Source organism: Cytobacillus solani (genome assembly GCF_001420595.1).
GTDB classification, from domain to species: Bacteria; Bacillota; Bacilli; order Bacillales; family Cytobacillaceae; genus Cytobacillus; species Cytobacillus solani.
On record NZ_LJIX01000003.1, the window covers coordinates 164369 to 190793 of the forward strand.

The window sequence follows — 26425 nt, forward strand, 5'->3', positions numbered from 1 at the left end:
TCCTTTATTCTAAATAATTTTTATTTGTAAAAGCTAAATATGATAAAGATTTGAAAATTAAATAAATGATAATCATGCTATACAAAAAAACATCTGTAAATCCAGCAGCAAAATATGCTGCTCCTTTTGCTTGGACAAACACAAGAGATATTGAATTATATTTTAGTACCATCGGGTCACTAATTGGATAGTCTTTTAATAAGAAAGATACGTAAGAAATATAAATAAAATTAAGAAATACAAATCCCAAACTTAGCCCTAAAACACCGGCTACTGATTTGCATTTAATTGATAAAACTTCAATAATACTTCCAAAAGTTAAAAGACTCAAATATGCTAAAAAGTAGTATCTAATGGAAAAAAATACGACATCACTTATGGTGTATAGTCCTTCTTTAAAATACAAAGGTGAAGAACTTGTTTTAGGAAGAATTATTAAAGCAATAAGTAAAGAAATTATAAGGTGAATTAAAATTGTTAAAAGGATATTAAGATTCATTACTAAGGATTTTGCTATATATAATTTTCGTATCGAAATCCCTCTCATGAATGTCATTCTTAAATTACCTTTTCTATATTCTTCATGGAAGCTTAAAATACAAAACGTTATTATAATTGCATTAAAGGCGGTTAAAAGCATTTCTTGTAAACTAGTTATGTGAAAGTTAAGACTTGAACTGAATACAATATCTGTCATTTCTGCTGCTTTGTTAGATTGTAATGCGAATTTCAGTGATAAAAAATTAACTATAAGTATTGCAATAAGACAAACAATGTTTATCTTTTTAAACCAGAACTTTTCAAATTCATATATAATTAATGATTTAAACATTAAAACCTTCCTTTGTTTCATATTTATTAAAGGTTTCCGGGACTTTTCAATTTATTGTTCGATAAAAGGGGAATTATTCCATAAAGTCTAAAAAAACTTCTTCCAAGTCTTTTTCTTTATCAATTACTAAGCTATTAACATCCCCAATCCATTTAATACACCCTTCTTTAATAAATATATATTTATTACAAATCTTTTGAAGCTCATCAAGAAGGTGACTAGAGATAAAAAAGGTAATATCAAATTCTTTTGCAAGACTGAGTATTAATTCACGTAATTCTTTCATGCCAATGGGGTCAAGCCCATTAGAAGGTTCGTCTAAAATAACAATGGACGGATTGTTAAGTAGCGACTGTGCAATACCTAGTCTTTGTTTCATTCCTAAAGAGTAATTTTTTACCAGATCGTTGCCCCTGTCTTTTAGTCCAACAAGTTCTAATACTTCTTCAACCTTTTTTAACTGTTCTTTACGGTCCATTCCAATATTTAATCTAGCAAGATTTCTAAGATTTTTTCTTCCAGTTATATATTCAAAAAATACTGGGACTTCTATTATTGCTCCAACTTCAAACAGCGCTTTTTCTCTATCCCTTTGGACATTAATCCCATTTATAAAAATTTCTCCTTCACTGGGCTTTATTAGTCCAGTGGCCATTTTCATAAGTGTAGTTTTACCGGCTCCATTTGGACCAATAAATCCACATATATCTCCTTTCATAACATTAAAAGTCATATTTTGAATAACCTTTCGTTTGTTTAAAGTTTTACTTACATTTTGAACTTCTATCATGCTCTTCATTTTAAATCCCTCTTTTTCTTAAAAGATTAAATCCCTCGTATAACTATAAAAACATATAGTTATCAACTTTTTAACAACTATGATAAAAATCTTTTAAACGATGTACTTAAAATGGTTTTTCTCCCATTTTAGGAAAGTATGCTCATTGATTTACCAGATTGGTCGGTTTCAAAACAAAATAGTAAAATGATCTTCGGTTAATATCGAAATTACCTTATCGTTGTAATCGCAAATTGGATAGTACCGTTGCTTTGACTTTTGGAGTAATCTTATAAGTATCATTGTTGTCTAGTAAGAAGTACTTTCTGTTCCATTTCTCCCGTAAGATTGGGAAAAAACATAAACAAGCATAGAGAATAATAACCTTTATACCTTTATCCCATAAAAATGAGATGTACAATACGCTCTGCCGCCAGCATCCTTTATTTGTTTAAAAGTTGCGTATTCACCAGGTTCTAATAGCATTGTATTTATCCCTCTATACGGCTTTTGAGTCAACCAATTAACTGCATTCACATTAATCTCCAAGGGATCACTCCGGCTTCTAATTTTTCAATAATCTTCTGAGTAACGATTTCATATACGTTCATTTTTTTGCTCTTTTTTCTCTAAAATTTGTTGTTTTTTGAATGCTTTTTTTCTCTTTTTTTATTTTTTCTCCTTCTATTTGCATTCCGAATAGCAGGAGTTCCCAAAGGGGATTATTTTGCCCGATTGACTCGTTTCTTAGCTTGGAATCGGTTGGGTTCGGGGTCCCGACCGATTGGAAGCTTAGAAACGCTGCGTGATGATACGATCCGGAATGCAAATGGGCGAAAAGGAGAAAACAAATAAAAAAAACGGTGGGAACCGGCTATCCTTTTTTGCTCTTAGATTTTTGTCTTTATTCTTTTGAGGATTTTCGGCTCGTTCGGTATGGCCGTAAGGTAAATGGAACAGGAACTTACCAGGTGTAGCTATTCCTACAGCTGGTTGTTATCGGGGCATTTAATACCGAAGCGACACTTACAGCATCCTGGATAGCGTTATTTGCTGTCCTGGATGCTGTTGTGCTGCCGCCCGAATAATGAGGTTGTGTTTTGAAAGGGCCTTAAAGCTCCTTCGCTATCTAAGAAGTAAGTGTCAGAGATAATAAAGTTGTTTAATTTACAATAAAGTCATTTAAAAAATAATTATGTTGTTAAAAGATGTAAGTCACTCTATTCCACAAAAGAATAACTCTTTATAGAAAAGTGGAGATTGTGAAGAGCTGTACTTAAGCTAACGTCGCAGGTTAGTTGAATAAGGAAAAATTGTTGTTATACTATATAAGAACGTATGTTCAGTAATTATTTACAGGGGGATATTTATGAGTGAAAAACGTGATTTGGTACTGTTTATTGCTATGAGTTTAGATGGTTACATAGCTACGAAAGATGAGTCTTTAGAATGGTTATTTAATGTTGAAGGTGAAGGTGATAATGGATATTCAGATTTTTATGAGACAGTGGACACAGTTTTAATAGGCAAAAAAACTTATGATTGGATGACAAGACACGTACCAGGGGAATTCCCATATAAAAATAAAAAATGTTATGTTTTTACAAGGTCTTCAATTGAAGATACTGAAGATGTCAAATTTATTAATGATGATATAGTTCGTTTTACAAATAAATTGAAAAATCAAGAAGGAAGAAACATTTGGCTTGTTGGTGGAGGAGAATTGTTACAATCTTTTGTGGAAAAAAAATTAGTTGATGAAATTATTTTAACAGTTGCCCCAACTATAATTGGAAAAGGAATTCCGTTATTTAAAGAGGGGGATTATCAATTAGACCTTACATTGAAAGGAACCAAAAAATACAATCAATTTGTAGAACTACATTATGGAGTTAAACATTAAAAATATGTTGTTTACGTGGGAACATAAGCATCCTCATCGTATTTATTGAAAAACCGGACAAACACTGCCCGGTTTTGATAGATTAAATTAAGTAGAAATTGAGAAGAAATAAGTTGAAAATAAAACAAACGAAAAGCAAAAGTAATTGCGTTATTTTACCAAATATCTTACTGTTTTTAAAATGTTTAAAGATGAAATAGGCACAAACTACAGTCATTATAGGGAATAACCAATTTATCCACACATGAATACGCATTTGCGATAATGGTTGAAATGGATCGGACGTAAAACGACTAAATAGGATGATGCTGTTTACTATTACTAAGAGTCCCGCACCAGATAATAATGGCGTAGCCCAATGCAAGTTTCCTTTCTCTTTCTTCTTTAATTTCCTTACTCCCCATCTAACGGCGAAAACGATTGTATAGAGGATAAACGTTATTACACTAATCAAAATGATCGCTAGGTTTATGTCCACACGCTCCTTTAGTTTTACAGGCAGGTAATCACTGATTACTCCATGTGACATCTTTATCACATTCCCTTTATCATCCAAGTCAAAAGCGATTCGACTTGTATCTATGCCTGATTTATCTAATAAAGTGAGTGTATCATCAGCACGTTCATAGAGCAGTGGGCTTGTTTCAATATAGTGAATTGGCTCAGGTGCCATCGTCGATATAAAGTTGATCCCTCCTTGAGGATTTTGTTGAATAGTGACATCACTATTGCTCACAATCGGTAAAAGCTTTAAAAAGTTGGTGTACAGTCCCCTTGCCATTCGATAAGTGCCTTGAACAACCTCGTCATTCTCACTATTTTCCCCATGTTCAATAGATTCATTTTTTCCTATTAATTTATCAACTAAATCAACTCTTAATCCTGTCATCTCATTCGCCACATTCATTAGTAGCACATATCCAAACTTTTCTTCCGGAACAAGAGTCAGTTGTGAGGTATACCCAATGACATTCCCACCATGTTCAAGTAACCGATACTCCCCACTATATCGCTCCCAAAATCCATGAGCATTTCCTGGTAAAAGCTCATGAACTTGATATGTTTGTTCATGCATTTTTTCCAAAGTGCTCATATGCTCGAATAATGAAGTGTTCTCCGAACCAAGCTGTGCGATCATAAATTGAGCCATGTCCGCTGCCGTGGTATTTAAAGAACCTGCTGGAGTATCATTTACAAATGCCCAATCAACAGTCTCAAAGTGATCACCATTTTTTCGATAGCTTTTCCCTTTAAAATCAGCGATTTTAGGAATCTCAAGATAGTTTGTTGCAAAGGTTGAATGCGGCATTCCAAGCCTTTCAATAATATTTTCCTGCATATAATCGGCATAACCCTTTCCTGACACACGTTCCACAATTAACCCTGCCAACGAGGTACTATAGTTTGAATAAGCTGTAACTGTGCCTGGTTTAAATACTTGCTTTGGTTGATAATATTCCGATGATAAAAATTTTTCTAGTGGAATCACTTTTTCTGGATCAGTCGTTAACAGCTGATCTGCTTTATCCTCGAATCCAGCTGTATGGTTCATTAAATCCATCATAGTCACTTTATCTGGAAATGTGAGGTTAAGGTAGTTTTCAGGTAAGTATTCGCGAATATCTGTTTTTAAATCTAACTTACCCTGCTCCACTAGCTGCATAACAGCACTCCATGTATATAGCTTAGATACCGATCCGGCTTCAAAGACCGTTTTCTCCGGATCGACCGCTAGCTTTTGCTCTATATCAGCCAATCCGTACCCCTTTAATAATAGGACTTCACCATCTTTTACTATAGCTAGGGCTGCACCAGGAATTTCCGTTCCAATATACTTCTCCATTATATGATCAACTGTCTCCTCAACTTGATCCACCTTTAAGCCTGAGGGAAGCTGTTTCATTTCGGCAAAAGTTGTAAGTGGGAAAAGAAACAACCCCACTATGAAAAACATACTTTTAATTTTTTTCAATCCATACTCCTCCTTTTAGTTACAAGCCTTTCTTATTGGCCATAGATAAGACGTACCCTTCTTTGAAATCGTTCATATTAATTGTCATGAAGTACAGGATCATTACTGCGCGTTAGTTAGACCGTGAATCATAATCGGTGTTTACAACCATTTCTTCCTTCTGAAACTGGTGAAAAGCACACAATGATTCATCATCCCAGCGCACTAGACGTATAAAACGAAATGTTACTGTATTTTTGAATCATGCGTTAAAGGATTTGAAAGTAGATTAATTAGAAATGTTTTTTTATCAATTAGAAGGGTTTTGAAAAAAATAAAAGAAAAAAGAGAGTGGAGGTGACCTTGTTATTCGAAAGCTGATGGATGAGGGCTTATCTTAAACATTATCAAAATGAAATTAAATTCAATACTGAGCATAGGAATGAATCGATTTAGGTCTTATTCCATTATAGGGCCATTTAATGGAATAAGACTTTAAACAAAACTGGATATTGTGCAGAAATAATAAAGATGTTTAATTTACAATAAAGTCATTTAGAAATAATATAGTTGTTTAAAAATCCTTATTCCACGAACAGAGCAGGTTAGTGGAAGCAATAGTAATTAGGTTTGACTGAGAAAATTGTCGATGAAATTAAAAAAGACACCGAAGTGTCTTATGTTTTTCAAATTAAGCATACCGATAAATTGAAATTTAATTACTTAACATTATGCTTATCTTGGGAGCGAGGTATTCTATCGGTGAGTGTATACAAACCATGTAATGCTTGCTGTTAATAATGCTGACGAAATCAAAGCTGTAAGAACGCTATATGTTTGCCAAATAAGTATCGTTGACCAATCGAAAGCACAGCACAGTATACCCTGGGCAATCGTAGCGAGCAGGAAAATAACTGTTACGATTATTCTCTTTTTTGTCATTGGCTGCCGCTCATTCGTTTTCCTTCTGCGTAATCCTAAGAGAATTAGCAAAACGGCCAATAGGCAAAGAATAATTGTGATAGACGACAAAATGATATCCAAAAGCTGTGTGCCGCTTATTTCATATGACTGAGTTAGATTGCCGTCTAATATATCTTTAACTTTTAGTACCAGGTTTATATTGGTATTTGCGCTGTTGCTCAGCAAGCAGATGGCTGTTCTTTCATTTAGCAGTATGGCTACTTGGGTTCTGAAATTTGGATTGCCCCCAGTGTGTTCTATAATCGTTTGGTCGGCGTTTACCGACCAGCCTGCCGCATAATACATATCGTTGACAGCCGAAACAGACATATCACCCCTATGTGATTTTTCGATAACCGTGTGAAATATTTCGGGTATGTCCTGCACGATACCCATCTGTATGCCCATCCAACGCGCCATATCTTTTGTATTAGAAATGATGTAGGCTGCTGGTTTATTCCCAGCATAATCCGGAGCTTTAAATGGAGTTGTCATAAAAAAGGAAGAACGGTAGCCCTGTGCCAACTGTCCAGTGGCTTGAGCATCTTCTTTATAAACATACGTCTGGTGAAGACCTAACGGCTGAAATACCTGTTCCCTCATAAAATCTTCATAGCTTTGTCGCGAGACAATCTCAATAACCAAACCCAATACGTCATAATTAACGGTTCCATAGTTATACTGTTCACCGGGAGGGAACGCCAATTCAGCATCTATGAGCATTTCCACAGTCTTTTGCAACATATCCGGTGTATTGCCTTGTGGAATATTTTGAGTATGCCTAATATTTGTTAGACCACTGGTATGGTGAAGAAAGTTATTTAGTGTAAGACTTTGCATATCAACAGGTTTCCCTTGATACTTTAAAGTAAACCAAGGTAAATATTTTTGGACAGGGTCAGTCATTGAGAGCAGCCCTTGCTCTTCCAACAGCATAATACCCATACCGGTAAAAGCTTTACTGACCGAGGCTAACTCATAGAGTGTATTTTCACTTGCAGACAACCCCTTTTCACGGTCTGCATACCCTGAAGAAAAGTAGAACACTTCATCATCAGCAAGTATTGAGATTGACATTCCCGGTACACCTGATATACGACGGGCATCATCTAGCAACGCTTGTATTGCCGCAGATTTCGAATCTGATAGCGCATAACTTTGTGTTGCCAATCCTGAGAATAATATAAATATCATTAATATAAAAACAATAATCTTTTTCATAAACTCTCCTTTTTGAAAAATTATAAGAGAATCATATAAATAATCTACTTTTACAACTACTAAACTAAATATTAATTTATCTTTCAATTCACCTATATAATATCAAGTAATTGTGAAGAGTTACTCTTAAACGAAAAGATACGTTAGTTCAATAAGAAGTAAACAACTTTATTATTCATTTTTTAAGTAATATATAAACAGATGGAAGTAATTTGAAACTACTTTAAAGAGCCTTGCTACGTAGAATGTAGTAAGGCTCTTAGCTTTTATTAATCAATATTCAATAACTTTATTATCATTATACAGATATTTATGTGAGATTGTGAAGAAATGTACTTAAACTCCCTCAGATAGATTCTGTTTTCTCTCAAATGCTCGCTTATTCGCAGGATTTCAAACCACTTTGTAAGAACAATAACGGATGATTGAAATAATTATAGATATTTGGGCTACATGAATGCATGCGGGAATAGAGGAGTAGAACAAATACCCCACTTATTTCCAGTATACTGCACGCTTACTCCACGCCGCCCCTGGAGGCTATCCCTCCCATGTCTCAACGGGTCTAAGCCCTTTCATTCCTTCGTCATGCCTATCCAAGGGGTGGAGGCCGGTTTTGCTAACGGAATGGGTCGCAATGCCCTTTTGTTTAAGTATTCCAGTACTCCGTGCTTTCTTTGAGATCCTACGAATAAGCCAATATTCAACAATTTTTATTAGTCGTGTTCAACTGAAGATAATTGGGTTATGCTGCTGGTATTAATGGGTATACTTTTTCTGGACAATAAGACTCGTTTCGCCGGGCCACTCCAACTAATAATCTTGCCAACTTACCAATAAGTTTCATTATTGACTTCATTTTCTTCATCTTTTTAACCTCAACATTATAAGAGTGAAGAGCTTTAAACTCAGGATTATTTGCCACAAGACTAAGTGTTGCTAGAAATAAATATCGCCTTAAACGAGACCTTCCTCGTTTAGAAATTACAATTTGTCCTTTCCATTTACCTGAGCTAGCCTCTACTAGATGTAGACCTGCATGACGTAATAGAGAATTACCATGTGCGAACTTACTGAGGTCGCCAGTTTCACCTAAAATGCCACCTAGGGTTACTTCAGTTAATCCTTTAATACCAAGTAATTTATCTGAAAAAGTAATGTTTTTAAGTACTTCACTTACTTCTTTTTCGACTGTTTCAAGTTGGATTGTGGCGAGATCAAATTCGTCGAGTAACATTTTTAGGTGTAGTTTATAAGCATCGTAGGCTTGAGTGGTACCTACAGAATTCTTAGATAGCTTAATCAATAATTGAGCTTTCTTCAAGCCAGGTTGTCGTTTCATTAATGATTTCCATCCATTTACTATATCTTTGACATCTAAGGAACGCAGTTCCTTTGGTGTTGGAAATAAGCGAAGAGTCGTAATGGCTCCTTTTCCTTTTACATCTTTAAAAACCTCCCGAAATTCAGGGAATACAACATCTACCCATCGGTTAATTTGATTCGCAGAGCTCACAAGACGTTTAACAATAACGTCTCGATTTGACATTAGTACTCTAAGTTCCTCAAATGCTTCCGAAGTTGGGCGAATAAAGGAGTAGTATCCATTCTTGACCATATCCGCAATCACAAGGGCATCCTTCTTATCACTTTTGGATTGGGTGTTATCACGATTTTCTTTGTTCCTTTTAACAAGATGAGGATTTACAGTTACTACATCCACACCTTGATCGTATAGCCATTTAGATAAGTTTAACCAGTAATGTCCAGTCGGTTCCATACCAACTATTTCGGTACTATAACCTTTTGAAATTTTTAACCTATTAATCCACTGAAATAAACTGTCGAACCCTTCTTCATTATTTTCAAAAGTAAGGGGTTCACCAATCACTATTCCACGAAAATTCACAGCTCGGGCAACATGCGTTTTTTGTGCAATATCTACCCCAACAACGAGATGTTTATCTGAAATTCTTTCTATTAGTTGATTTTGTTTGTCTTGCATTTTAAACTTCATATTAGAGCTTCCTCCTTAGAATGTGAGTTTTAGAGTGGTGTCTATACTCATATCTTACTGAGGGGCTCTATTTTTTTCAAAGTTGATAATTAACGTTCTACAGGAATGCTAATGGAGCTAGTATAGAAGTATGGACACATTTTAGTTAAGTCCTTATCCTAGAAATTAAGAGAGGACGTGTCCGTTATGAAACAAAAACGTTACAATCAAGAATTCAAAGAAACGATTGTTGAACTTTATCGTGCTGGTACTCCCGTCAACCAGCTTGCTAGCGAATATGGTGTCTCAGAAGTAACTATTTATAAATGGATTAAAGTGCATTCTCCTATTGGGGGAAATGAGTCATTAACACCCGCTGAAATCGCAGCTATTCAAAAAGAAAATTTACGTTTAAAACAAGAGGTAGAAATATTAAAAAAGGCTATGACCATATTCGCGAAAAAGTAATGGATCAAGAAATTATCGAACATATCAATGAAGAAAAGGCACACTATCCTGTTCAAACCATGTGTCGTGTATTAAAGTTGCCTAAAAGTACTTATTATCAAGCTGCCCATAAAATGCCTTCGGCCTATCAAATAGAAAATGAGGAAATAACCAAACGTATCCGAGAAATCCATAAAGCAAGTAAGGGTCGTTATGGAGCTCCTAAAATTCATTACTTATTGCGTAAAGAAGGATTTCAGGTGAGCATCAAACGTGTACAACGCTTAATGAAACAGGCTGGAGTTCGTTCTATTATTGTTAAAAAATATCGTCCTTCATCATTTCAAGGTCATATAGAAGAACGTGAAAACAGATTAGAGCAGGATTTTCAAACAACCTCTATTAATGAGAAATGGGTAGCTGATATATATTCACACACATAAAGATGGCTGGTGTTACTTAGCTTCAGTGCTAGACCTTCATTCTAAGAAAATCGTAGGATATAACTTTGCCCGACAAATGACGGTTGAATTGGTTACACAAGCACTAGACAATGCCATTCAAAATCAAGACCCTAATGAAGGGGTTATTTTGCATACGGATTTAGGCACACAATATACGAGTGAAGCATTCCAAAAGCAGTTAAAGCAACATGGATTCATTCAATCGTTTAGTCGAAAAGGTTGTCCGTATGACAATGCATGTATGGAATCATTTCATGCAACATTGAAAAAAGAAGAGGTTTATAGGAACCGATATCTGGACTTTGAAACTGCAAAAGTAGCCTTATTTACTTACATTGAAAGCTGGTACAACCGAAAGCGAATTCATGGCGCAATAAACTATTTAACACCAGATGAAGAAGAAACATTATGCCGAGCAGCATAAGGAATGGGACTTAACTTTTTTATGTCCAAGATATTGACTTAGATCCAACAAATAACTATTCACTAAAAGATGTTTATCACTTTATTCTTCGAGATTTTTATTCAGATCGTTATAAAGAAAATGGTAAGATGCAGTACCGCATTTGGGAAGCTAATCGTATCCTTTTTTAACCCCGTCCTAAATTTAGAACGGGGTTATGCTTGTTTGGCTTATTAAACTATATAACTTTATTATCTTTTTACACGCGCATGCCAATTTATTTCCAGAATATGATTGGGATGGGAGATCCATCAAATATCACCGAGCCCAAATTCGGGATTATATGGGATTCAGAGAATGTACTCTCAAAGATCTGAAACAACTTTTAATTTTACATTTCTAAATAATATTGTGTTTTTTATTGAAAAAATCATTGACTAATGAAGAATCTTCTTCTAATATATCTTTATACTTAATTACACAAAAGCACAAAAGCATAAAAGCGTTGAACTATTACAGTAGCTAATACAATTCTTGAAAGCAGAGACCTGATGGCGGTGAAAATCAGGCAAGAAGTATAGTGAATTACAATTAGGGAGCTGAATTTCCGGTTTCGGCCGTTATCTAAACAAGAGAACAGAGTAATCTGTTAACTAGGGTGGTACCACGGAGCTTCCGTCCCTTTTTTGGGATGGGGCTTTTTTTATTTTTTAATCATTTAGAAGGAGAATCATAAGATGAAAAAAGAAATTACTATGGGGATTGCAATCCTTCCTATACTAGCTTTAATCATTTCTGCAGCTTTATCAATATTCGTTTGGAAAGCAGGTATGCATATTCCATTAATGATCGGGGTAATTATGGCAGCAATCGTTGCGAAGAGTTCAGGCTGGAGCTGGGATGAGGTTCAGAAAATGATGGTTAATGGAGTTGCCAGAGCATTACCTGCAGTGTTTATTTTACTTATTATTGGCATGATAGTCGGTTCATGGATTGCAAGCGGCGTAATACCAACGATCATATACTATGGACTGTCCATTATTAAGCCAGAAATATTTGTCCCTATTGTAGCCCTTGTAACTGGCATTGTTTCTGTTACATTAGGAAGCTCTTTCACTTCTATTGCTACAATTGGACTTGCTTTCATGGTGATTGGAGAAGGACTTGGCTTTGCTCCGGGACTTGTTGCAGGTGCCGTGATTTCAGGGGCCTATTTTGGAGATAAATTGTCCCCCGTTTCTGACACAACGAATATCGCTCCTGCAATGGCTGAAACAGATTTATTTAGTCACATTAAGCACATGCTTTGGGATACTCTGCCTGCATTTTTCTTATCAATCCTTATGTATTGGATTGTCAGTAATTCCCCGGCTGCTAGCGATGGTGCAGATACGAACGTAATTGATACAATCAAGACCGGTCTGGACAATGTTTTTTTGATTCATCCTCTTTTATTGCTTATGCCGGTGCTAACCATCTTTTTAATGATTATTCGTACTCCTGCAATTCCTGCATTAATGGGCGTTAGCCTACTTGGTGGAGTACTTGCCATATTTGTCCAGGGATCTTCTGTATCAGATATTATTCAAGTAATGACAAGTGGGTATTCCGTTGAATCAGGTGCAGATGCATTAGATTCATTGCTAAATCGTGGCGGAATAATGTCCATGTTGGGTACAATTGCTTTATTAATCATTGCTACCGCTCTTGGAGGTATTTTAGAAGAGACAGGATCATTCGAAGAATTAACACGGAAAATGATGCGAAGGGTAAAAACAACGGGGACCTTAATCAGTTCAACCATTCTATCTACATTTGTTGTAGCATTTGCAAGTGGCGCACAATTTTTGGCGATCATTTTACCGGCGAGAACATTCGTAAAAAAATATAAGGATATGGGTATAGATACTAAAAACCTTTCACGTTGTGTTGAAGCAGCCGGTACAGTTGGTATAAACATTGTACCATGGGGAGTTCCTGCTGTATTTGCGACTAGCATTCTGGATGTTAGCCCAGGTCAATTTATTCCGTATGCTTTCTTTGTTTTCCTTGTTCCGCTTATTAATATCATATTCGGCTTTACTGGATGGACGATTTCAAAGAAGAATTATCATGAAGATGAGAAGCTATTGAAAGATAAAGGGGAAATTTCACTATGAATGACGTGATTTTAAATGTATTGGGGACAGCACAAGATGCTGGACTTCCACATCCGAATTGCTTTTGCAAAAACTGTTCTGAGGCGATCAACAATCCGAAGTTTAGGCGTCTTGCTGCCTCATTGGCTATTGTTCTTCCTCATGAGGGAAGATGGCATTTAATAGATGCGTCACCTGATTTAAAAGAACAAATGACTAAGCTTCAATTAAAATACAATATGCAAGGACAGCTTATGGATAGTATCTTTTTAACCCATGCCCATTTAGGTCATTACCCGGGGTTGCTTTTTTTAGGTCGTGAAGCAATTGGTGCTGCTGGTGTACCGGTGTTTGCAGGTGGAAAAATGAAACAATTATTAGAAAACCATGCACCTTGGAACCAATTAACTTATCTAAAGTATATCAATGTGTTAGAACTGAGCAATGTACAAACCCTTCGCATTTCTCAGCTTGTAAAGATTAAACCAATTGAAGTTCCACATAGAAATGAATTCTCTGAAACCTTTGCCTTTGAAATTGAAGGACCAAATAAAAAAGTCCTTTACATTCCAGATATCGATCGCTGGGATGAATGGGGCCAGGACATTTACAACGCATGCAGTGAAGTTGACGTTTGTTTACTTGATGGAACATTCTATTCAACAAAGGATCTTGAAAAAATTGGCCGTGATTTCAGAGAAATCCCCCACCCTCTCATGACAGAAACAATGGATAAGCTTCAAAATTTAGTAGGCCAGAAAGAGATTTATTTTACCCATCTAAATCATTCGAACCCTGCCATTGACTCGAATCGGCAAATAAGAAAGCTAATTGAAGAAAGAGGATTTCATATTGCTGAGGATGGTATGGAATTTAGATTGTGATTATCATAGTGGACTACGTATTGAATGATAACCTTGCCAACTATATTTTCTCTGGGGGCAGGTATAAATAAAAAGGTAACCAGATGGCTGCCTTTTTGTTTTTTTACTTATATTTAGGGGTAGCGTCAGGAAAGTGCGGTAACTTAACTAGTTATAGTGGATGACTTTACAGTATTCAATGTAAAGTTATCCGTCTTTTTGTTTCTTTAAATCCTAGTTAACTATATTGATTTTTATAGTATTTATAGTAAACCAAGAAAGCTAATGCCTGTGTTATGCTACCTGTAATACCTAACGAACCTAATAATATTGTCCATTTATACGGCGATAAAACTCCGAATAATGTAAGCCCACTTGCTTTTTTACAAGCATTATCCATCGTAGCATACATTTTATTAATCATCATGTTCACCACATTAGAAAACTACATACGAGAAAACCCAATTAGATATAGCCCCTAAAAATCTAAAATGGATATACAAACCCAACCACCAATTTTTTTCTCTTTAGTTTGTTGTTGCTTTTTCAACAATAATAACAGTCCCACAGCAAGCAAAATAGCACAGATTATAATATTTGAGATGATTGATATTGGCGCTGTACTTTTCAAAAACTCGATAATGTTTCTAAATACATCACTCATCATTTTTACTTTCCTCCATTCAATTTTTCACAGCATTTTCGTTTGAAGATTCGTTGCAATCGCTATCTTGAGTATGTACGCGCTAAGATTTTGTGTTTTCATCAAGGGCATTTTCTGATAAATTAAATCCCGTTCAGCTTCCATCACTCGGACAATAAGCTGAACAGGTCGTTTTCGATTTTGTTTTCTATAAACACATATTGCTCAATGTTTCACAATGTGTCTACAGACAATTTATTTGAAAAGACTTATATTATATGTGTAAATAGAAATTATTTGGAAATAAAATTACATCAAATGGAAGGATGAATGAACTATGCCTAAGACAACTTTTCAAGCGACTGCTCATTTGCAACAGGGGGTTCAGGTTAAAGCTAAATCTCGTAATTTCGAGATTATTATTGATGAGCCAAAGGAATTAGGTGGAACTGACACTGGAATGAATCCTGTTGAATTAACTTTAGCTGCATTAGGTGCTTGCCAAGCAATTGTTGCTCGAGTGTATGCTAGAAAGTTCAAAATAGAATTTGATGATCTATGGATTGATGTAGAAGGGGACCTTGACACAGATGGCTTTTTGAATAAATCTGATGTACGCCGCGGTTATTCTGATATTCGTTTTAATATACATATTGCGACTGATGCACCTAGAGAAAAAGTGGAAGAGTTTGTAGCGTTTATTGAAAAGACATGCCCAGTTGGAGACACCATCGCAAACCCAGTGAATCTAAAATTAAATGAGATTATTTTAGAACCATGCAAAACTGGTGCAGTGAAATAACTTTATTAAAACAAATAAATTTTCTCTTTCACACTTATATAAAGGAACCATCAGAATTAATTGTAGAGATTTTAATGTAAAATGGATTTAGAAGAAATCGAAACAGTAATATGCCGAATAATATACAAAATGTAATAAAAAATATTCGAAGCCGATCAGCAAGAAATGCCAAACGCAACTGCTTTAACTGAATTCTCAAAGGAATTAGTACCTGAGAATAACCCCTTAACAAATAAAATATAGTACATAGAATACATTTAAACAAAGTGACAACCATTGATTTATTAATGATTGTCACTTTGTAGTTAAGATAACCGCATATTTACAACGGTAAGAAAATGTTAGTGAATTATCCGGCCTTCAAAACGAAAACCGGATTCCATTTAAACTTTATAATAAATACCAAGATAAAACTTTTCTTTTTATCTTTAGGGTCTTTTTTAAGCAATACCATAAAATTTTAAAAATTATTAATCCCAATTCCTATGTTTATTTATCTCTCTCTTTTTTCTAAACGCATTTTCTAAATCAATATCGAGCTTGGTTGCACCGACGCTGATACTGGGCCTAACACAAAGTGCAATAATTTCGTTGATTATTGTAAGAAGGCTTCACAAGTAGTAGAGTGTCACCGAATTAGCGGGGAATACAATTATTTGATTAAAGTAGTAGTTGAATCAACAAAGGAACTTGAATTATTTAAAATGATAGTATGAAGTATGGCGATTCCACTACATTGATTTCCTTATCATCACCTATTGAAAACAAGCCATTGATACCAAATTTAAGTGTTGAATATTAATAATGTAATTTTAAAATAAAGTTTAACCGTTTATAAGAAGATTGATCAAAATACCAGTTATTTATGGAAGGCGGCTATCAAATCAAGATTTTGTGATTGTTTTGATCAATCTTTATTTTAAAAACAAGTGAACGCATCATAGTCCAAATTAAGTTTTGAACAATCTTTTTTTCAAAAACAAAAATAACCCATGTTGATAAAACAGCGTTTGTAGCATGTTTCTTATCAAACTTTATTATAAAGCTACAAAAAATTCTAACTTAGTCTGTAAACCACCAACTCAAATAAATTTTAAAAGAAACTGATTAGCGATAAAAATCTAATCAGTTTCTTTTTTATATTTGGCAATTAAGAAATGCGATAATTTGTTAAAGAACTTCCTACTAATTAATCATGTTTAATTACAAACATGCCTTATTTATTAATGTGCTATTTATTAATGACAATATTTTATTTCAAATAATTTCTATCATTGTTCATCTGCATATTGATGTACTCATCTTTGAGATTCCAGCTTAAAACCAGAAAATACCTGCAACTACAAAAGTCTACTCATACTTTATCTTTACATAAACCTATTTTTAATCACATTCATTATGTATGAATGAGATAATCATATTAATCTATAGTGTAGCACTATAATCGGAATGTGTTATACTAATTACTGTTGTATGAAAACTTAATTTTTGGAGGGTTTATTTTGAAACGTGAACTCGCATTGGAAGTTGTACGTGTTACTGAAGGAGCAGCTTTAGCTGCCGCAAGTTGGCTGGGGAGAGGCGATAAAATAAGTGCTGACGGTGCTGCTACTAATGCTATGAGAAAGATTTTTGATTCAGTAAATATGCAAGGTAAAGTGGTCATTGGTGAAGGAGAAATGGATGAAGCACCAATGTTATATATAGGAGAAGAACTTGGTACAGGTAATGGACCGCAAGTAGATATCGCCGTAGATCCTATTGAAGGAACTAATATTGTTGCAAAAGGGTATTCAAATGCAATTACGGTTCTAGCCATCGCTGACCAAGGGACTCTGCTTCACGCTCCAGATATGTATATGGAAAAATTAGCAGTGGGCCCTGCTGCTGCAGGAAAAGTAAACATCAACGATTCAATTGAGAAAACGATAGACATTGTGGCAGAGGCAAATAAAAAGAGAGTGCAAGATTTAACAATTATGATTCTTGAAAGAGATCGACATCAAGACTTAATTAACCGTATTCGTGCAAAAGGGGCAAGGGTGAAATTATTTTCTGATAATGATATCAGTGCTGCAATTGCTACTGCATTGCCAGACACTGGTGTTGATTTATTTGTAGGGAGTGGCGGCGCACCTGAAGGCGTCATTGCCGCAGCTGGACTAAAATGCTTAGGTGGAGAATTGCAAGGAAGATTACTACCTGAAAATGATGATGAAATCTTACGTTGTAAACAAATGGGTATAGACAATCCAGATAAAGTTTTAATGTTAAATGATCTTGTATCAGGGGATGATGCTATTTTTGCAGCTACAGGTGTAACATCAGGAGATATATTAAAAGAAGTGCGCTATTTAGGAGACAACTTAGTTGAAACAGATTCTATTGTCATGCGTGCAAAAACTAAGACCATTCGTTTTATTAAAACCATTCATCATCTTGAGCATAAGCCCTATGTCCAACAAGAAAATTAACAATTTTAACCACAAAGCCTGTTTTATTTTAACAGGCTTTTGTAATTAGTCTATAATACGAACCTGGCGGCTATAGTTATTTTAACAAGATGGATGGAGCATTCGTCCATGGAGGATTAGTGCAGTTTTATATTAAAATATTCTTGTCTTGTTAAGACGTGTTTTAACTAGTGATCAGATAAAATTTAATTCTTCTAATGTGTAATTTGTGAAACGATACCATGTTGTTTATAACAGTATAATAAGATGTTCTTAAAAGGAAATCGACATTTTTGATATACTAGTTCTCACATATATAGAAACAAAATATCGAATTATTTTTTAACTATTTTTAATAGTTAAATTTATTGGGAATGCTTATAATATATTTAGGCACCTCATGTGGACAGATTACAGGAAAGTTTTTGTATTTATAGAGGAGGGAAATCAAATGCAAACATTTAAAACAGTTACAGTAGAAACAACAGTTCAAGCACCATTAGAAAAGGTGTGGAAGTATTGGACAGAGCCAAATCATATAAAAATATGGAATAATGCTTCAGATGATTGGCACACACCTTTTGCTGAAAATGATCTAAGAGCAGGAGGAAAATTTGTTTCAAGAATGGAAGCCAAAGATGGCAGTGCTGGTTTCGATTTTGGCGGAATCTATGATGAAGTAAAATTACATGAGGTTATTGCTTATACTATGGGTGATGGAAGAAAAGTAAAAATCACTTTTAAAGGTCAAGAATACGGAACCGAAGTAATTGAAGCTTTTGATGCGGAAACTTCACAACCGATTGAGTTTCAACAACAAGGATGGCAGGCGATTTTAAATAATTTTAAAAAATATGTTGAGCAAACAAACAAATAAAAAGCTGCTCCAGTTATTATTTTTATAAGTCATTAAAATCAGCTAGTGGCATATCTGTGGAAATATAATAACCACAGATATTGCCATTTTTTATATTCCTCTATTGTACTATCCTATTCCTTTAATTGAAGAAAAAATAGGTTGCCGCCGCAGCCCAGAATTTCTTGAAGAAGTGCACCTGTTATTGCAAAATTGTATCTTTATATTTTTTATTAAAGTAGTAGCAATACAAACGGTATTAATTTAAACTAATCTGCCCATATGAAAACTGAATCTCTTTTGTTTCCTTAAGGGTAGCAAAAGCATTACCCAACACTTCATTGTGATGATCAATAATTTGTTTAGCACTTAAGGTATTGGAATTCCATGTCCGATGAGCGTCTTTGACAAGTGTGATAGTATAGCCGAGACTAAATGCACGGCGACTCGTAGTATCTACGCAATACTCGGTTTGATTTCCTGCAATAACAAGATTTTCGATTTGTTCTTTTTTAAGTTTTTCATGAAGCTCGGTTTCGTGAAAAGAGTCGGGTGTGTGTTTTTGGATTACAGCTTCTCCTTCATTTGGAGAAATTGAAGAATGAATCTCCCACTCAGGAGTTCCACGTTTGAATTCTTCATCATTATGTTGAACAAAAAAAACAGGGACGTTAGCAGTACGTGCCTTATTAATTAAATCCTGAAGATTTTTGAGAAGCTGTTCTCCGTCGTATATCGGGTTGGACTCATCAAACATGGCATTTTGAATGTCTATAATCAACAAAGCCGTCTTTTGCATTTTCTTAACCTCCCAGTACAGATGTATTAGAGAATTCTACATGATTGATAAAAAACCTCCTAATTATTTTGACATCGCCTCTTTTACATAACCTACTTCGGGTACAATGAAAATGCGATTTTTTTGGTTATGTTCTCGTCTGTCTTCTTATTTCGTATACATCGTTCTCATCATTAAAGCCATGCGAAGGTGGAGGGAGTTTTCTGAGTCATGGACAGAGTAGCCTAAAATGTCCTCACATTTGGCAATGCGGTATTTTACTGTGTTGCGATGGACAAACAGCTTCTTAGCTGTTTTTGAAATTTCACAATGATGATCGAGGTAAACTATTAATGTATGTAGCAAATCATCCTCATCCTTTGATTTAGGATAGGAGAGAGAACGCAATGTATTTTCATAGAATTTTTTAATATTTTGTTCAGGGAGTAGATGCATTAATTCCTTTAATTGCTTTGTTTCATAAAAGTGAATAAAGTGATATTGAAATAGATCAAAACCGTTTTCCCATGCTTCAACAGCCTCGTTATAGGTAATGGCTATATCGATAACCTCTTTTACGAGACTTCCTGCACCAAAGGAAAGAGAAACCTTAACGTTTTCCATAACTTCCTGCTGAAATTTCTCAAGTCTATCTTTAATCAAGCTTTTAACAGGCTCATTCGTATTAAGTGGGAATTGCAGCAAAATAACGAAATAGGCATCTTTGAGAAAGACAATCGGATTAGCTTCTGTTTGACAGAAAGATATGTTTAAGTATTCGTTCAAATAGTCGTAAATTCTGTTCATCATATCTGCACTTTTCTCTTTATCAATCGTGCAGACGATGCAAATATATTTTTGATGATCAAGTAAGCCGTGCTGCTTTCCTCGATGAATCATTTCCTGTTTCGTTGTAATATTGCCATCAACTAGCGACCCGAAAAAGTTATTCTCTAACATCCGGCTATTTTCTTTAATCGCTTCATTTTTTAATAAAGTAAAGGATATGACCGTAGATGCCTGTTCGATCGCTAATTGTGAGGAAGGATACGGTAGCCTGTCATAGTTGAAAATTAGGAGTAGAAATGGATATAGACGAGTTGTTTTGACAGGGAAAATATTGATCGGCATTTTTATTTCCAATGCATGAGGGTTTTGAATAAAAAACTTATTTTTTTCTCTGTAATGATCTATATCGCTTTTAATAATAGAACTGACTTCCTCCTTCACATTTTTCATCGTATTTTGTTCGAAATGATGAGAATAAGAAATAATATCGCCAATTGGATTAAGCAGCAGAACAGGGCACTTTAATAAGGTTCCGAGGTTTTCAATGAGTGTTTGTAATTTATAGCCCTTCATCATCATATTCGTAAATTTCTTATGTACGTGAATAGCGTAAAATAACTCTTCAATCTTGTTGTCCCATAGAAATCCCAAAAGCTGATGGGAGACAGTTCCTAAAGTTAAAGATTCTGGAATTCGAATGATTGGGAAATCTAAGGCATTTGCCAGCTTGATCACTTCGTCTGGAATATTATCGATAAAGCGTTTCAGTTTAATGGCCATCCCAGCGCATGGTCGCTCATTGATTTCTGAAATAAACTTGCTGAGTGTACGAGGATCTTCCTGAAAAGCATAGCCAGTCGTTAATAACAAAGAATTCTCGGCCATAAAGTGAAAGACATCAGGTGTTTCTGATATTTCGATTGTATCGACTCTTCGTTTTAATCCAGCATGCCCCGCGATGATTTCCGCCTCTTGAAAAACATCAACAATAAATAAATCCTCTAGCTTTTTCATAGGGGTTCCTCTCAATCTATCAAATTTAATCTAATTTAATTGTATAGTCACTAAGGATAAAAAGAAACGAACTTTTGTTTAAATTGAACAAAATAGAATAGTTATTTTGTCTAATTGTAATAATGACGATCATCGTTTTAAACCCTAAAATTTTTATAGAAGTCATTTAAAAAAAGGGGTTTTATTAAAACGATGAAAGTAATGAGACAAGAACTGGAAAATTTAATCACAACAAAGCTTCACCGTGCTGGATTAACAGAAAAACATGCAGGAGTAGTAGCAGATGTGCTAGTCCATGCAGATGCAAGAGGTGTTCACTCCCATGGAGCTATGCGTGTAGAATACTATGCTGAAAGAATTTCAAAGGGAGGAACAAACACAAATCCAAACTTTACCATCGAAAAAACAGGACCATGTTCTGCTGTTTTCGATGGTGACAATGGGGCTGGGCATGTCGCTGCGAAACAGGCAATGGAAGAAGCCATTCAAATGGCGAAGGAAAATGGCATTGCTGTTGTAGGGGTTAGAAGAATTGGCCATAGCGGCTCTCTTTCTTATTACGTTGAAATGGCTGCTAATGAAGATCTAATCGGACTTTCCGTCTGTCAGTCAGATCCAATGGTTGTTCCTTATGGCGGAGCAGAACCGTATTATGGTACAAATCCGATTGCTTTTTCAGCACCTGGAAATAATGGAGAGAATATCATTTTTGATATGGCGACAACCGTGCAGGCATGGGGGAAAGTACTGCATGCCCGTTCAAAAAATGCTCCGATTGAAGAAGGCTGGGCCGTCGATAAAAATGGCAAGCCGACGACAGATCCATTTAAAGTAAATGCTTTATTGCCGATAGCAGGGCCAAAAGGCTACGGGTTAATGATGATGGTTGATATTTTATCGGGGGTTCTTCTAGGCTTGCCATTTGGAAATAAGGTGACATCCATGTATCATGACTTGACTGAGGACCGAAATCTAGGTCAGCTTCATATCGTGATCAATCCAGCATTTTTTACGAGCTTACCTAAATTTAAAGAAAATATCATCAGAACGATGTCTGATTTAACAAATGTTAAACCTGCCCCAGGCTTTGATCAAGTATTTTATCCTGGGCAAATTAATACAATTTGTGAAATAGAAAGTAAGAAAAATGGAATAGAAATTGTTGATGAGGTTTACCAATATCTTATTTCTGATGTCATTCATAATAATAGCTTTGATCATAAAGACCCATTTGCAAAATAAACTGGAGTCTATGTATGAAATGAAGATAAAGGCGGTGGAGCATAGTTTCCATCGCCTTTAAGTAAATTTTAAAATCTTTATAGTTTTAGGAAACGAGCGGAGATGATAGCATAATAATAAAGCATACTTTTTTATAGTGAGGGACTTCCATTGAATCTTAACCAAAAAGCGATTGAATTGCTAGAAGAAAATAAATATGATGAATCATTAATACTATTTAAAGAAGCAGTAGGACGATCAAGAGATATACAATCTCTTAATAATCTTGCATGGATTTATTGTAATGAGGAAGATAATGATATCAATGCTCTTCCTTTATTAGAAGAAATATTAAGGATGAATCCCAAATCTCATTTTCCTTATAATTTGTTAGGGGAGATTTATTGTAGACAAGTAAAGTGGGAATCCGCAAAAGACATATTGGAAAAGGCAATTTCCATCCAGCCTTCAAAACCGGCTTACAATAATTTAGCGGTGGCTAATTATCATCTCGGACACATAGAAGAGGCTTCAAAATATTTTCTTTTAGGTTCAGAACCCTCTGATTTGGCCATGTATAGCCATATAAGATGTTTGATTGAATTAGATAATAAAAGTGAAGCAAAATGTAAACTTGATGCATTTTCTGAGGATGACAATGAATTTGTTGGAGAAGTTGAGGTTGCAGATTTATATGTAGAGTTGGGGTGTTACGAAGAGGCAATAACATGGTTTAAAAAAGGATGGAATAATTACGCAAAACAACCGAAATGGATTAGTCGATATATTTATTCCTTGCTGAAAATGTATAATCCTATTCTAGCTAAAGAACTGCTGAGCGAAGGAATAAATGAAAAGATAATAGATATTAAAGAAGCATATGAAGAAGAATGTGATGAAGATTGGTCAGAAAAGGATAAACAAGTCTATATTAAAGAGTTGCTTAATGACAAAAAAGAATATGAACAAATGTTTGAAAAAATCACATCTGGCTATATTCCGACTATGGAGTTCGATACAACTATCCAAACAGCCTGTTATCTTTTTGGCTGTAATCGTCATAACCATCCTGAATATCATGGATAAAACACAATAAAGGTTTTTGGTAATTATTTGAGCTCACAATCTTGGTCAACTATTTTCAAGAGAGGGGTTTCGTGAATGTTTTCTAATGAACAATTACAAGATTTGATTGAAGGGAAAGTCGTAGGGAACAAATTCCCTTATGATACAAAAAATGAGCAAGAAATTGAAGCGTATATCCGACGGTTATTTCATCGAATAAACCGTATTCCTAATCTAGTATGTGAAGCAGAGTGGAATCATTTTGGCAGTGGCTACGCCTCCTTTATTGAACTTTTTTGTTATCAAAAGGGAGATGTTATAGTCGTTGAAGAGAAATACGGCCGTAGAGAGATAAAGACGGAAGGGATTATTATTGATATTTGTCGTTTAGCACCTGTAGCTCTCATGGGTGAAGATGACAGATATAAAACAATTCGTTTCGAAACGAATGAAGTAGTTGGTGGGGCATATGGTTCTTTACTTGGTGGCCCCAATTTATTTAATTTAAGCGAGAAATTCCAAAAAATTGCAGTGCAATTGAAACAAGCCTTAATAGAGTTTAATTATGAACTGTTAGAAGCAGAAAAATTGAATCAGCCTTTGTCTTTTCAAACGGAAATTCCAACGATTTATCGTGAACCTGGAGAATATTTAGTCTTGGATGCTATTTTTTATTGGGAGGATTAATTTCATTATTTTATTAAGGTCCCATATTCCTCTCATTAAAATAGGTTAGTACATGAATAAAAAGTGGAGGTCGATGATGGATAGGTTATTACAAGAAATCGTAAATTGGCTCAAAATGATAGATAAACAGATTGTTATTGGCATTTCAGGACATGGGGCTGCTGGTAAAACAACCTTTACCGATATAAATTATTTAAGGCAATCTCATGAAGAACGCCGGATTCAGTATGAATTGTTTATGCATCCGTACAGCCAGCACTTTGATATTATTATCAAAAACTCTAATAAGGCAATAAGTGTAGAAAAAAACACAATAGAATTTATAAGTACATAATTATAAGTTCTAATAATGTTAGAAAGCCAAACTTCGTCTCTGAGAAATTTGGCTTTGATATCATCTAAGTTAGCCTAACACTGCAATATTCTTATGAGCCAGGCATCGTATAGATTACACTGATTCTGTATTTGCCACCCGGCTCAGCTGCAAGCCAGATGGCACCTATTTACAGCCTGCTGTATAGTTTATAAATCATGGATAGGTGCAAGAAAAACAGGACATTTAATATTATTTTCAACATAATATGATTGGAATTTTAGCCATTTAATTGTAATATTCAAGAGAGGGAAATATTTGCAGTATTAGGAAGTGAGAATGGGATATGTCGATGTTAGAAAAAAGATGGTTTAAAAGTATGATTGCTATCATCTTATTTTTAATCATTGTGTTTTTATTAAATAAAAATCAATTTATCTTAACACCAATTGTTGTGTTGCTTAAAACAATCTTTTTACCGTTTGTTGTTGCTGGCATTTTGTTTTATTTGTGCCGGCCATTAGTGAATTGGCTAGAAAAGAAGAAAGTACCGAGATGGATCGCCATTTTAGTTGCCTATGTTGCCATCATCTTGATTATTTTTGGAATTATAAGATTGGTTGGACCGGTCATCAATGACCAATTAGAACGATTTGTAGATAATTTGCCAGCTATGGTTTCCACCGTAATGGATGGGGTTAAATATGTTCAGGAAAATCGATCTACTTTTCCAGACTTCGTTCAAGAAGCATTTCTCAAGGCGAGTACAGAGTTAGAAACGAGACTGGAATCCAATGCAGGGAATATTGCGAATGGAATTCTTGGTGTTTTCGGATGGATTGGCGGTTTTATTAATACAATCTTCTATCTTGTCCTTGTTCCATTTATTTTATTTTATATGTTAAAGGATAGTCATCGTTTTGCACCGAGTGTGGCTGTTTTATTCCCACAGTCTAAAAGGGACCATGTGAAAAATATATTAAAAGAAATGGACAAGACCATTTCAACCTATATTCAAGGTCAAATGCTTGTCAGTATTATTGTCGGTGTACTTTTGTATATTGGCTACTTAATTATTGGTCTGAACTATTCACTTGTTTTAGCGATGTTCGGAATGTTTACTAACGTCATTCCGTTTTTAGGGCCATATATTGCAGTTGTTCCCGCATTCCTAGTAGCGTTATTTCAGGATCCTGTAATGGCTCTTTATGTAGCGATTATTATGTTAGTTGCTCAACAAATTGAAGGAAATATCGTTTCTCCGAATATTATGGGGAAAACGCTAAAAATCCATCCATTAACTATCATTGTATTGATATTATCAGCTGGAAACTTTATGGGGATTATCGGGATTATTTTTGTCATCCCAGCTTATTCCATTGCAAAGGTGCTTGTAGTGAATATCGTAAAGATTTTTAAGGAAGAATAACAATATATAGCAGTACGTTCAAAAGGGTATAGAAGTTAGTGAAGAAGTCATCAATGATTTGATGGCTTTTTTTCTTGAATTCTCTCTTCTTCAGCAAGCATATTCATATATAATGAAAAATAAAAGTCATTTGTTAAAGCGTAAAAATAGTTTGACTTTTAAAATATTGTTAGTTAAGATTAAGGATAATTTAATAATTAATTTGATGACGAGAAAGAGTAATTATGTTTATCTTATCTACAGAGAGTTGATGAAGTGCTGAAAGTCAACGTTAAGACCATAATGAAAATCCTCTCCGAGAAGCAAGGTTGAAAGAAATTTTAAACTTTGACGGCATTCTACCGATACCCAGGACACGTATGATAGTACGTAGTGTAATTAATTCAAAAAACCGCTACTATGGTTTTTTTTATTTT

At 34.8% G+C, this 26425-nt stretch carries 21 protein-coding genes, 1 pseudogene and 1 other annotated feature; of the genes and pseudogenes, 13 read left to right on the forward strand and 9 right to left on the reverse strand.

Going from position 1 to position 26425, the window contains the following annotated elements:
• Positions 1–4: 4 nt before the first annotated feature.
• The 3 genes from AN957_RS00880 to AN957_RS29055 all read right to left on the reverse strand — a co-directional run bounded on the left by AN957_RS00880 (position 5) and on the right by AN957_RS29055 (position 2147).
• Entirely contained in the window at positions 5–832 is an 828-nt protein-coding gene (locus AN957_RS00880; protein WP_053477979.1) for an ABC transporter permease, read from the reverse strand.
• Positions 833–905: 73 nt separating this feature from the next.
• A complete protein-coding gene (locus AN957_RS00885) occupies positions 906–1631 on the reverse strand; it encodes an ABC transporter ATP-binding protein (RefSeq protein ID WP_056681792.1) in 726 nt (241 codons plus the stop codon).
• A gap of 366 nt (positions 1632–1997) precedes the next feature.
• On the reverse strand, positions 1998–2147 hold the full coding sequence (locus AN957_RS29055; RefSeq protein ID WP_379999449.1) for a hypothetical protein: 150 nt from the start codon (positions 2145–2147) through the stop codon (positions 1998–2000).
• An 832-nt stretch (positions 2148–2979) separates the two neighbouring features.
• Here AN957_RS29055 and AN957_RS00890 point away from each other — a divergent pair.
• Positions 2980–3513, forward strand: a complete 534-nt coding sequence (locus AN957_RS00890; protein WP_056681795.1) for a dihydrofolate reductase family protein — start codon at positions 2980–2982, stop codon at positions 3511–3513.
• Positions 3514–3595: 82 nt separating this feature from the next.
• Here AN957_RS00890 and AN957_RS00895 read toward each other — a convergent pair whose 3' ends face one another.
• The 3 genes from AN957_RS00895 to AN957_RS00905 form a co-directional block, all read right to left on the reverse strand.
• Complete coding sequence (locus tag AN957_RS00895; RefSeq protein WP_056681798.1) at positions 3596–5485, reverse strand: serine hydrolase domain-containing protein; 1890 nt, start codon at positions 5483–5485, stop codon at positions 3596–3598.
• Positions 5486–6220: 735 nt separating this feature from the next.
• Positions 6221–7648 (reverse strand): serine hydrolase domain-containing protein, encoded by a 1428-nt coding sequence (locus AN957_RS00900; RefSeq protein ID WP_056681939.1) that lies wholly within the window; start codon positions 7646–7648, stop codon positions 6221–6223.
• A gap of 745 nt (positions 7649–8393) precedes the next feature.
• A complete protein-coding gene (locus AN957_RS00905; protein ID WP_056681801.1) occupies positions 8394–9665 on the reverse strand; it encodes an IS110 family RNA-guided transposase in 1272 nt (423 codons plus the stop codon).
• A gap of 186 nt (positions 9666–9851) precedes the next feature.
• Between AN957_RS00905 and AN957_RS27290 the strand changes: the two are divergent.
• From AN957_RS27290 to AN957_RS00925, 3 genes and pseudogenes are all read left to right on the forward strand, one after another.
• Positions 9852–10979, forward strand: a pseudogene (locus AN957_RS27290) (IS3 family transposase).
• A gap of 475 nt (positions 10980–11454) precedes the next feature.
• Positions 11455–11644, forward strand: a binding site (T-box leader).
• A gap of 51 nt (positions 11645–11695) precedes the next feature.
• Entirely contained in the window at positions 11696–13117 is a 1422-nt protein-coding gene (gene nhaC / locus AN957_RS00920; RefSeq protein WP_056681805.1) for a Na+/H+ antiporter NhaC, read from the forward strand.
• Complete coding sequence (locus tag AN957_RS00925; RefSeq protein WP_053477985.1) at positions 13114–13980, forward strand: MBL fold metallo-hydrolase; 867 nt, start codon at positions 13114–13116, stop codon at positions 13978–13980. The genes nhaC and AN957_RS00925 overlap by 4 nt, the downstream gene beginning before the upstream one ends.
• A 457-nt stretch (positions 13981–14437) precedes the next feature.
• Here the strand turns inward: AN957_RS00925 and AN957_RS00935 are convergent, their stop codons facing one another.
• Positions 14438–14626, reverse strand: coding sequence for a hypothetical protein (locus AN957_RS00935; RefSeq protein ID WP_053477987.1), 189 nt, complete (start codon positions 14624–14626; stop codon positions 14438–14440).
• Between the two features lie 313 nt (positions 14627–14939).
• On the opposite strand from AN957_RS00935, the gene AN957_RS00940 reads away from it, so the two are divergent.
• From AN957_RS00940 to AN957_RS00950, 4 genes are all read left to right on the forward strand, one after another.
• On the forward strand, positions 14940–15404 hold the full coding sequence (locus tag AN957_RS00940; protein WP_053477988.1) for an OsmC family protein: 465 nt from the start codon (positions 14940–14942) through the stop codon (positions 15402–15404).
• Positions 15405–16039: 635 nt separating this feature from the next.
• On the forward strand, positions 16040–16120 hold the full coding sequence (locus AN957_RS28320) for a hypothetical protein (RefSeq protein WP_231690160.1): 81 nt from the start codon (positions 16040–16042) through the stop codon (positions 16118–16120).
• A gap of 786 nt (positions 16121–16906) precedes the next feature.
• A complete protein-coding gene (gene glpX, locus AN957_RS00945) occupies positions 16907–17878 on the forward strand; it encodes a class II fructose-bisphosphatase (protein ID WP_053477989.1) in 972 nt (323 codons plus the stop codon).
• Positions 17879–18308: 430 nt separating this feature from the next.
• Positions 18309–18734 (forward strand): SRPBCC family protein, encoded by a 426-nt coding sequence (locus AN957_RS00950; protein ID WP_172797595.1) that lies wholly within the window; start codon positions 18309–18311, stop codon positions 18732–18734.
• Positions 18735–18972: 238 nt separating this feature from the next.
• Here the strand turns inward: AN957_RS00950 and AN957_RS00955 are convergent, their stop codons facing one another.
• Positions 18973–19512, reverse strand: a complete 540-nt coding sequence (locus AN957_RS00955) for a cysteine hydrolase family protein (RefSeq protein WP_053477990.1) — start codon at positions 19510–19512, stop codon at positions 18973–18975.
• A 147-nt stretch (positions 19513–19659) separates the two neighbouring features.
• Positions 19660–21294 carry a PucR family transcriptional regulator gene (locus AN957_RS00960; protein ID WP_053477991.1) on the reverse strand — a complete coding sequence of 545 codons (1635 nt, stop codon included), beginning with the start codon at positions 21292–21294 and terminating at the stop codon, positions 19660–19662.
• 192 nt (positions 21295–21486) lie between these two features.
• Here AN957_RS00960 and allD point away from each other — a divergent pair, with 192 nt between their 5' ends.
• From allD to AN957_RS00985, 5 genes are all read left to right on the forward strand, one after another.
• A complete protein-coding gene (gene allD, locus AN957_RS00965) occupies positions 21487–22536 on the forward strand; it encodes an ureidoglycolate dehydrogenase (protein ID WP_053477992.1) in 1050 nt (349 codons plus the stop codon).
• 150 nt (positions 22537–22686) lie between these two features.
• Positions 22687–23601: a tetratricopeptide repeat protein gene (locus AN957_RS00970; RefSeq protein WP_056681811.1), complete on the forward strand. Its 915-nt coding sequence runs from the start codon at positions 22687–22689 to the stop codon at positions 23599–23601.
• 75 nt (positions 23602–23676) lie between these two features.
• Complete coding sequence (locus AN957_RS00975) at positions 23677–24267, forward strand: hypothetical protein (protein ID WP_053477994.1); 591 nt, start codon at positions 23677–23679, stop codon at positions 24265–24267.
• A gap of 76 nt (positions 24268–24343) precedes the next feature.
• Positions 24344–24601: a hypothetical protein gene (locus AN957_RS00980; RefSeq protein WP_056681815.1), complete on the forward strand. Its 258-nt coding sequence runs from the start codon at positions 24344–24346 to the stop codon at positions 24599–24601.
• Between the two features lie 331 nt (positions 24602–24932).
• Entirely contained in the window at positions 24933–26009 is a 1077-nt protein-coding gene (locus AN957_RS00985; RefSeq protein ID WP_056681820.1) for an AI-2E family transporter, read from the forward strand.
• Positions 26010–26425: the final 416 nt, after the last annotated feature.

Bases quoted from the DNA above. Each gene is read 5' to 3' on its own strand.
- AN957_RS00905 (WP_056681801.1), bottom strand. From the start codon at position 9,665: ATGAAGTTTAAAATGCAAGACAAACAAAATCAACTAATAGAAAGAATT.
- AN957_RS00890 (WP_056681795.1), top strand. From the start codon at position 2,980: ATGAGTGAAAAACGTGATTTGGTACTGTTTATTGCTATGAGTTTAGAT.
- AN957_RS00900 (WP_056681939.1), bottom strand. From the start codon at position 7,648: ATGAAAAAGATTATTGTTTTTATATTAATGATATTTATATTATTCTCA.
- AN957_RS00980 (WP_056681815.1), top strand. From the start codon at position 24,344: ATGGATAGGTTATTACAAGAAATCGTAAATTGGCTCAAAATGATAGAT.
- allD (WP_053477992.1), top strand. From the start codon at position 21,487: ATGAAAGTAATGAGACAAGAACTGGAAAATTTAATCACAACAAAGCTT.
- nhaC (WP_056681805.1), top strand. From the start codon at position 11,696: ATGAAAAAAGAAATTACTATGGGGATTGCAATCCTTCCTATACTAGCT.
- AN957_RS00960 (WP_053477991.1), bottom strand. From the start codon at position 21,294: ATGAAAAAGCTAGAGGATTTATTTATTGTTGATGTTTTTCAAGAGGCG.
- AN957_RS00940 (WP_053477988.1), top strand. From the start codon at position 14,940: ATGCCTAAGACAACTTTTCAAGCGACTGCTCATTTGCAACAGGGGGTT.
- AN957_RS00925 (WP_053477985.1), top strand. From the start codon at position 13,114: ATGAATGACGTGATTTTAAATGTATTGGGGACAGCACAAGATGCTGGA.
- AN957_RS00885 (WP_056681792.1), bottom strand. From the start codon at position 1,631: ATGAAGAGCATGATAGAAGTTCAAAATGTAAGTAAAACTTTAAACAAA.
- AN957_RS00935 (WP_053477987.1), bottom strand. From the start codon at position 14,626: ATGATGAGTGATGTATTTAGAAACATTATCGAGTTTTTGAAAAGTACA.
- AN957_RS00950 (WP_172797595.1), top strand. From the start codon at position 18,309: ATGCAAACATTTAAAACAGTTACAGTAGAAACAACAGTTCAAGCACCA.
- AN957_RS00975 (WP_053477994.1), top strand. From the start codon at position 23,677: ATGTTTTCTAATGAACAATTACAAGATTTGATTGAAGGGAAAGTCGTA.
- AN957_RS00955 (WP_053477990.1), bottom strand. From the start codon at position 19,512: ATGCAAAAGACGGCTTTGTTGATTATAGACATTCAAAATGCCATGTTT.
- AN957_RS00880 (WP_053477979.1), bottom strand. From the start codon at position 832: ATGTTTAAATCATTAATTATATATGAATTTGAAAAGTTCTGGTTTAAA.
- AN957_RS00985 (WP_056681820.1), top strand. From the start codon at position 24,933: ATGTTAGAAAAAAGATGGTTTAAAAGTATGATTGCTATCATCTTATTT.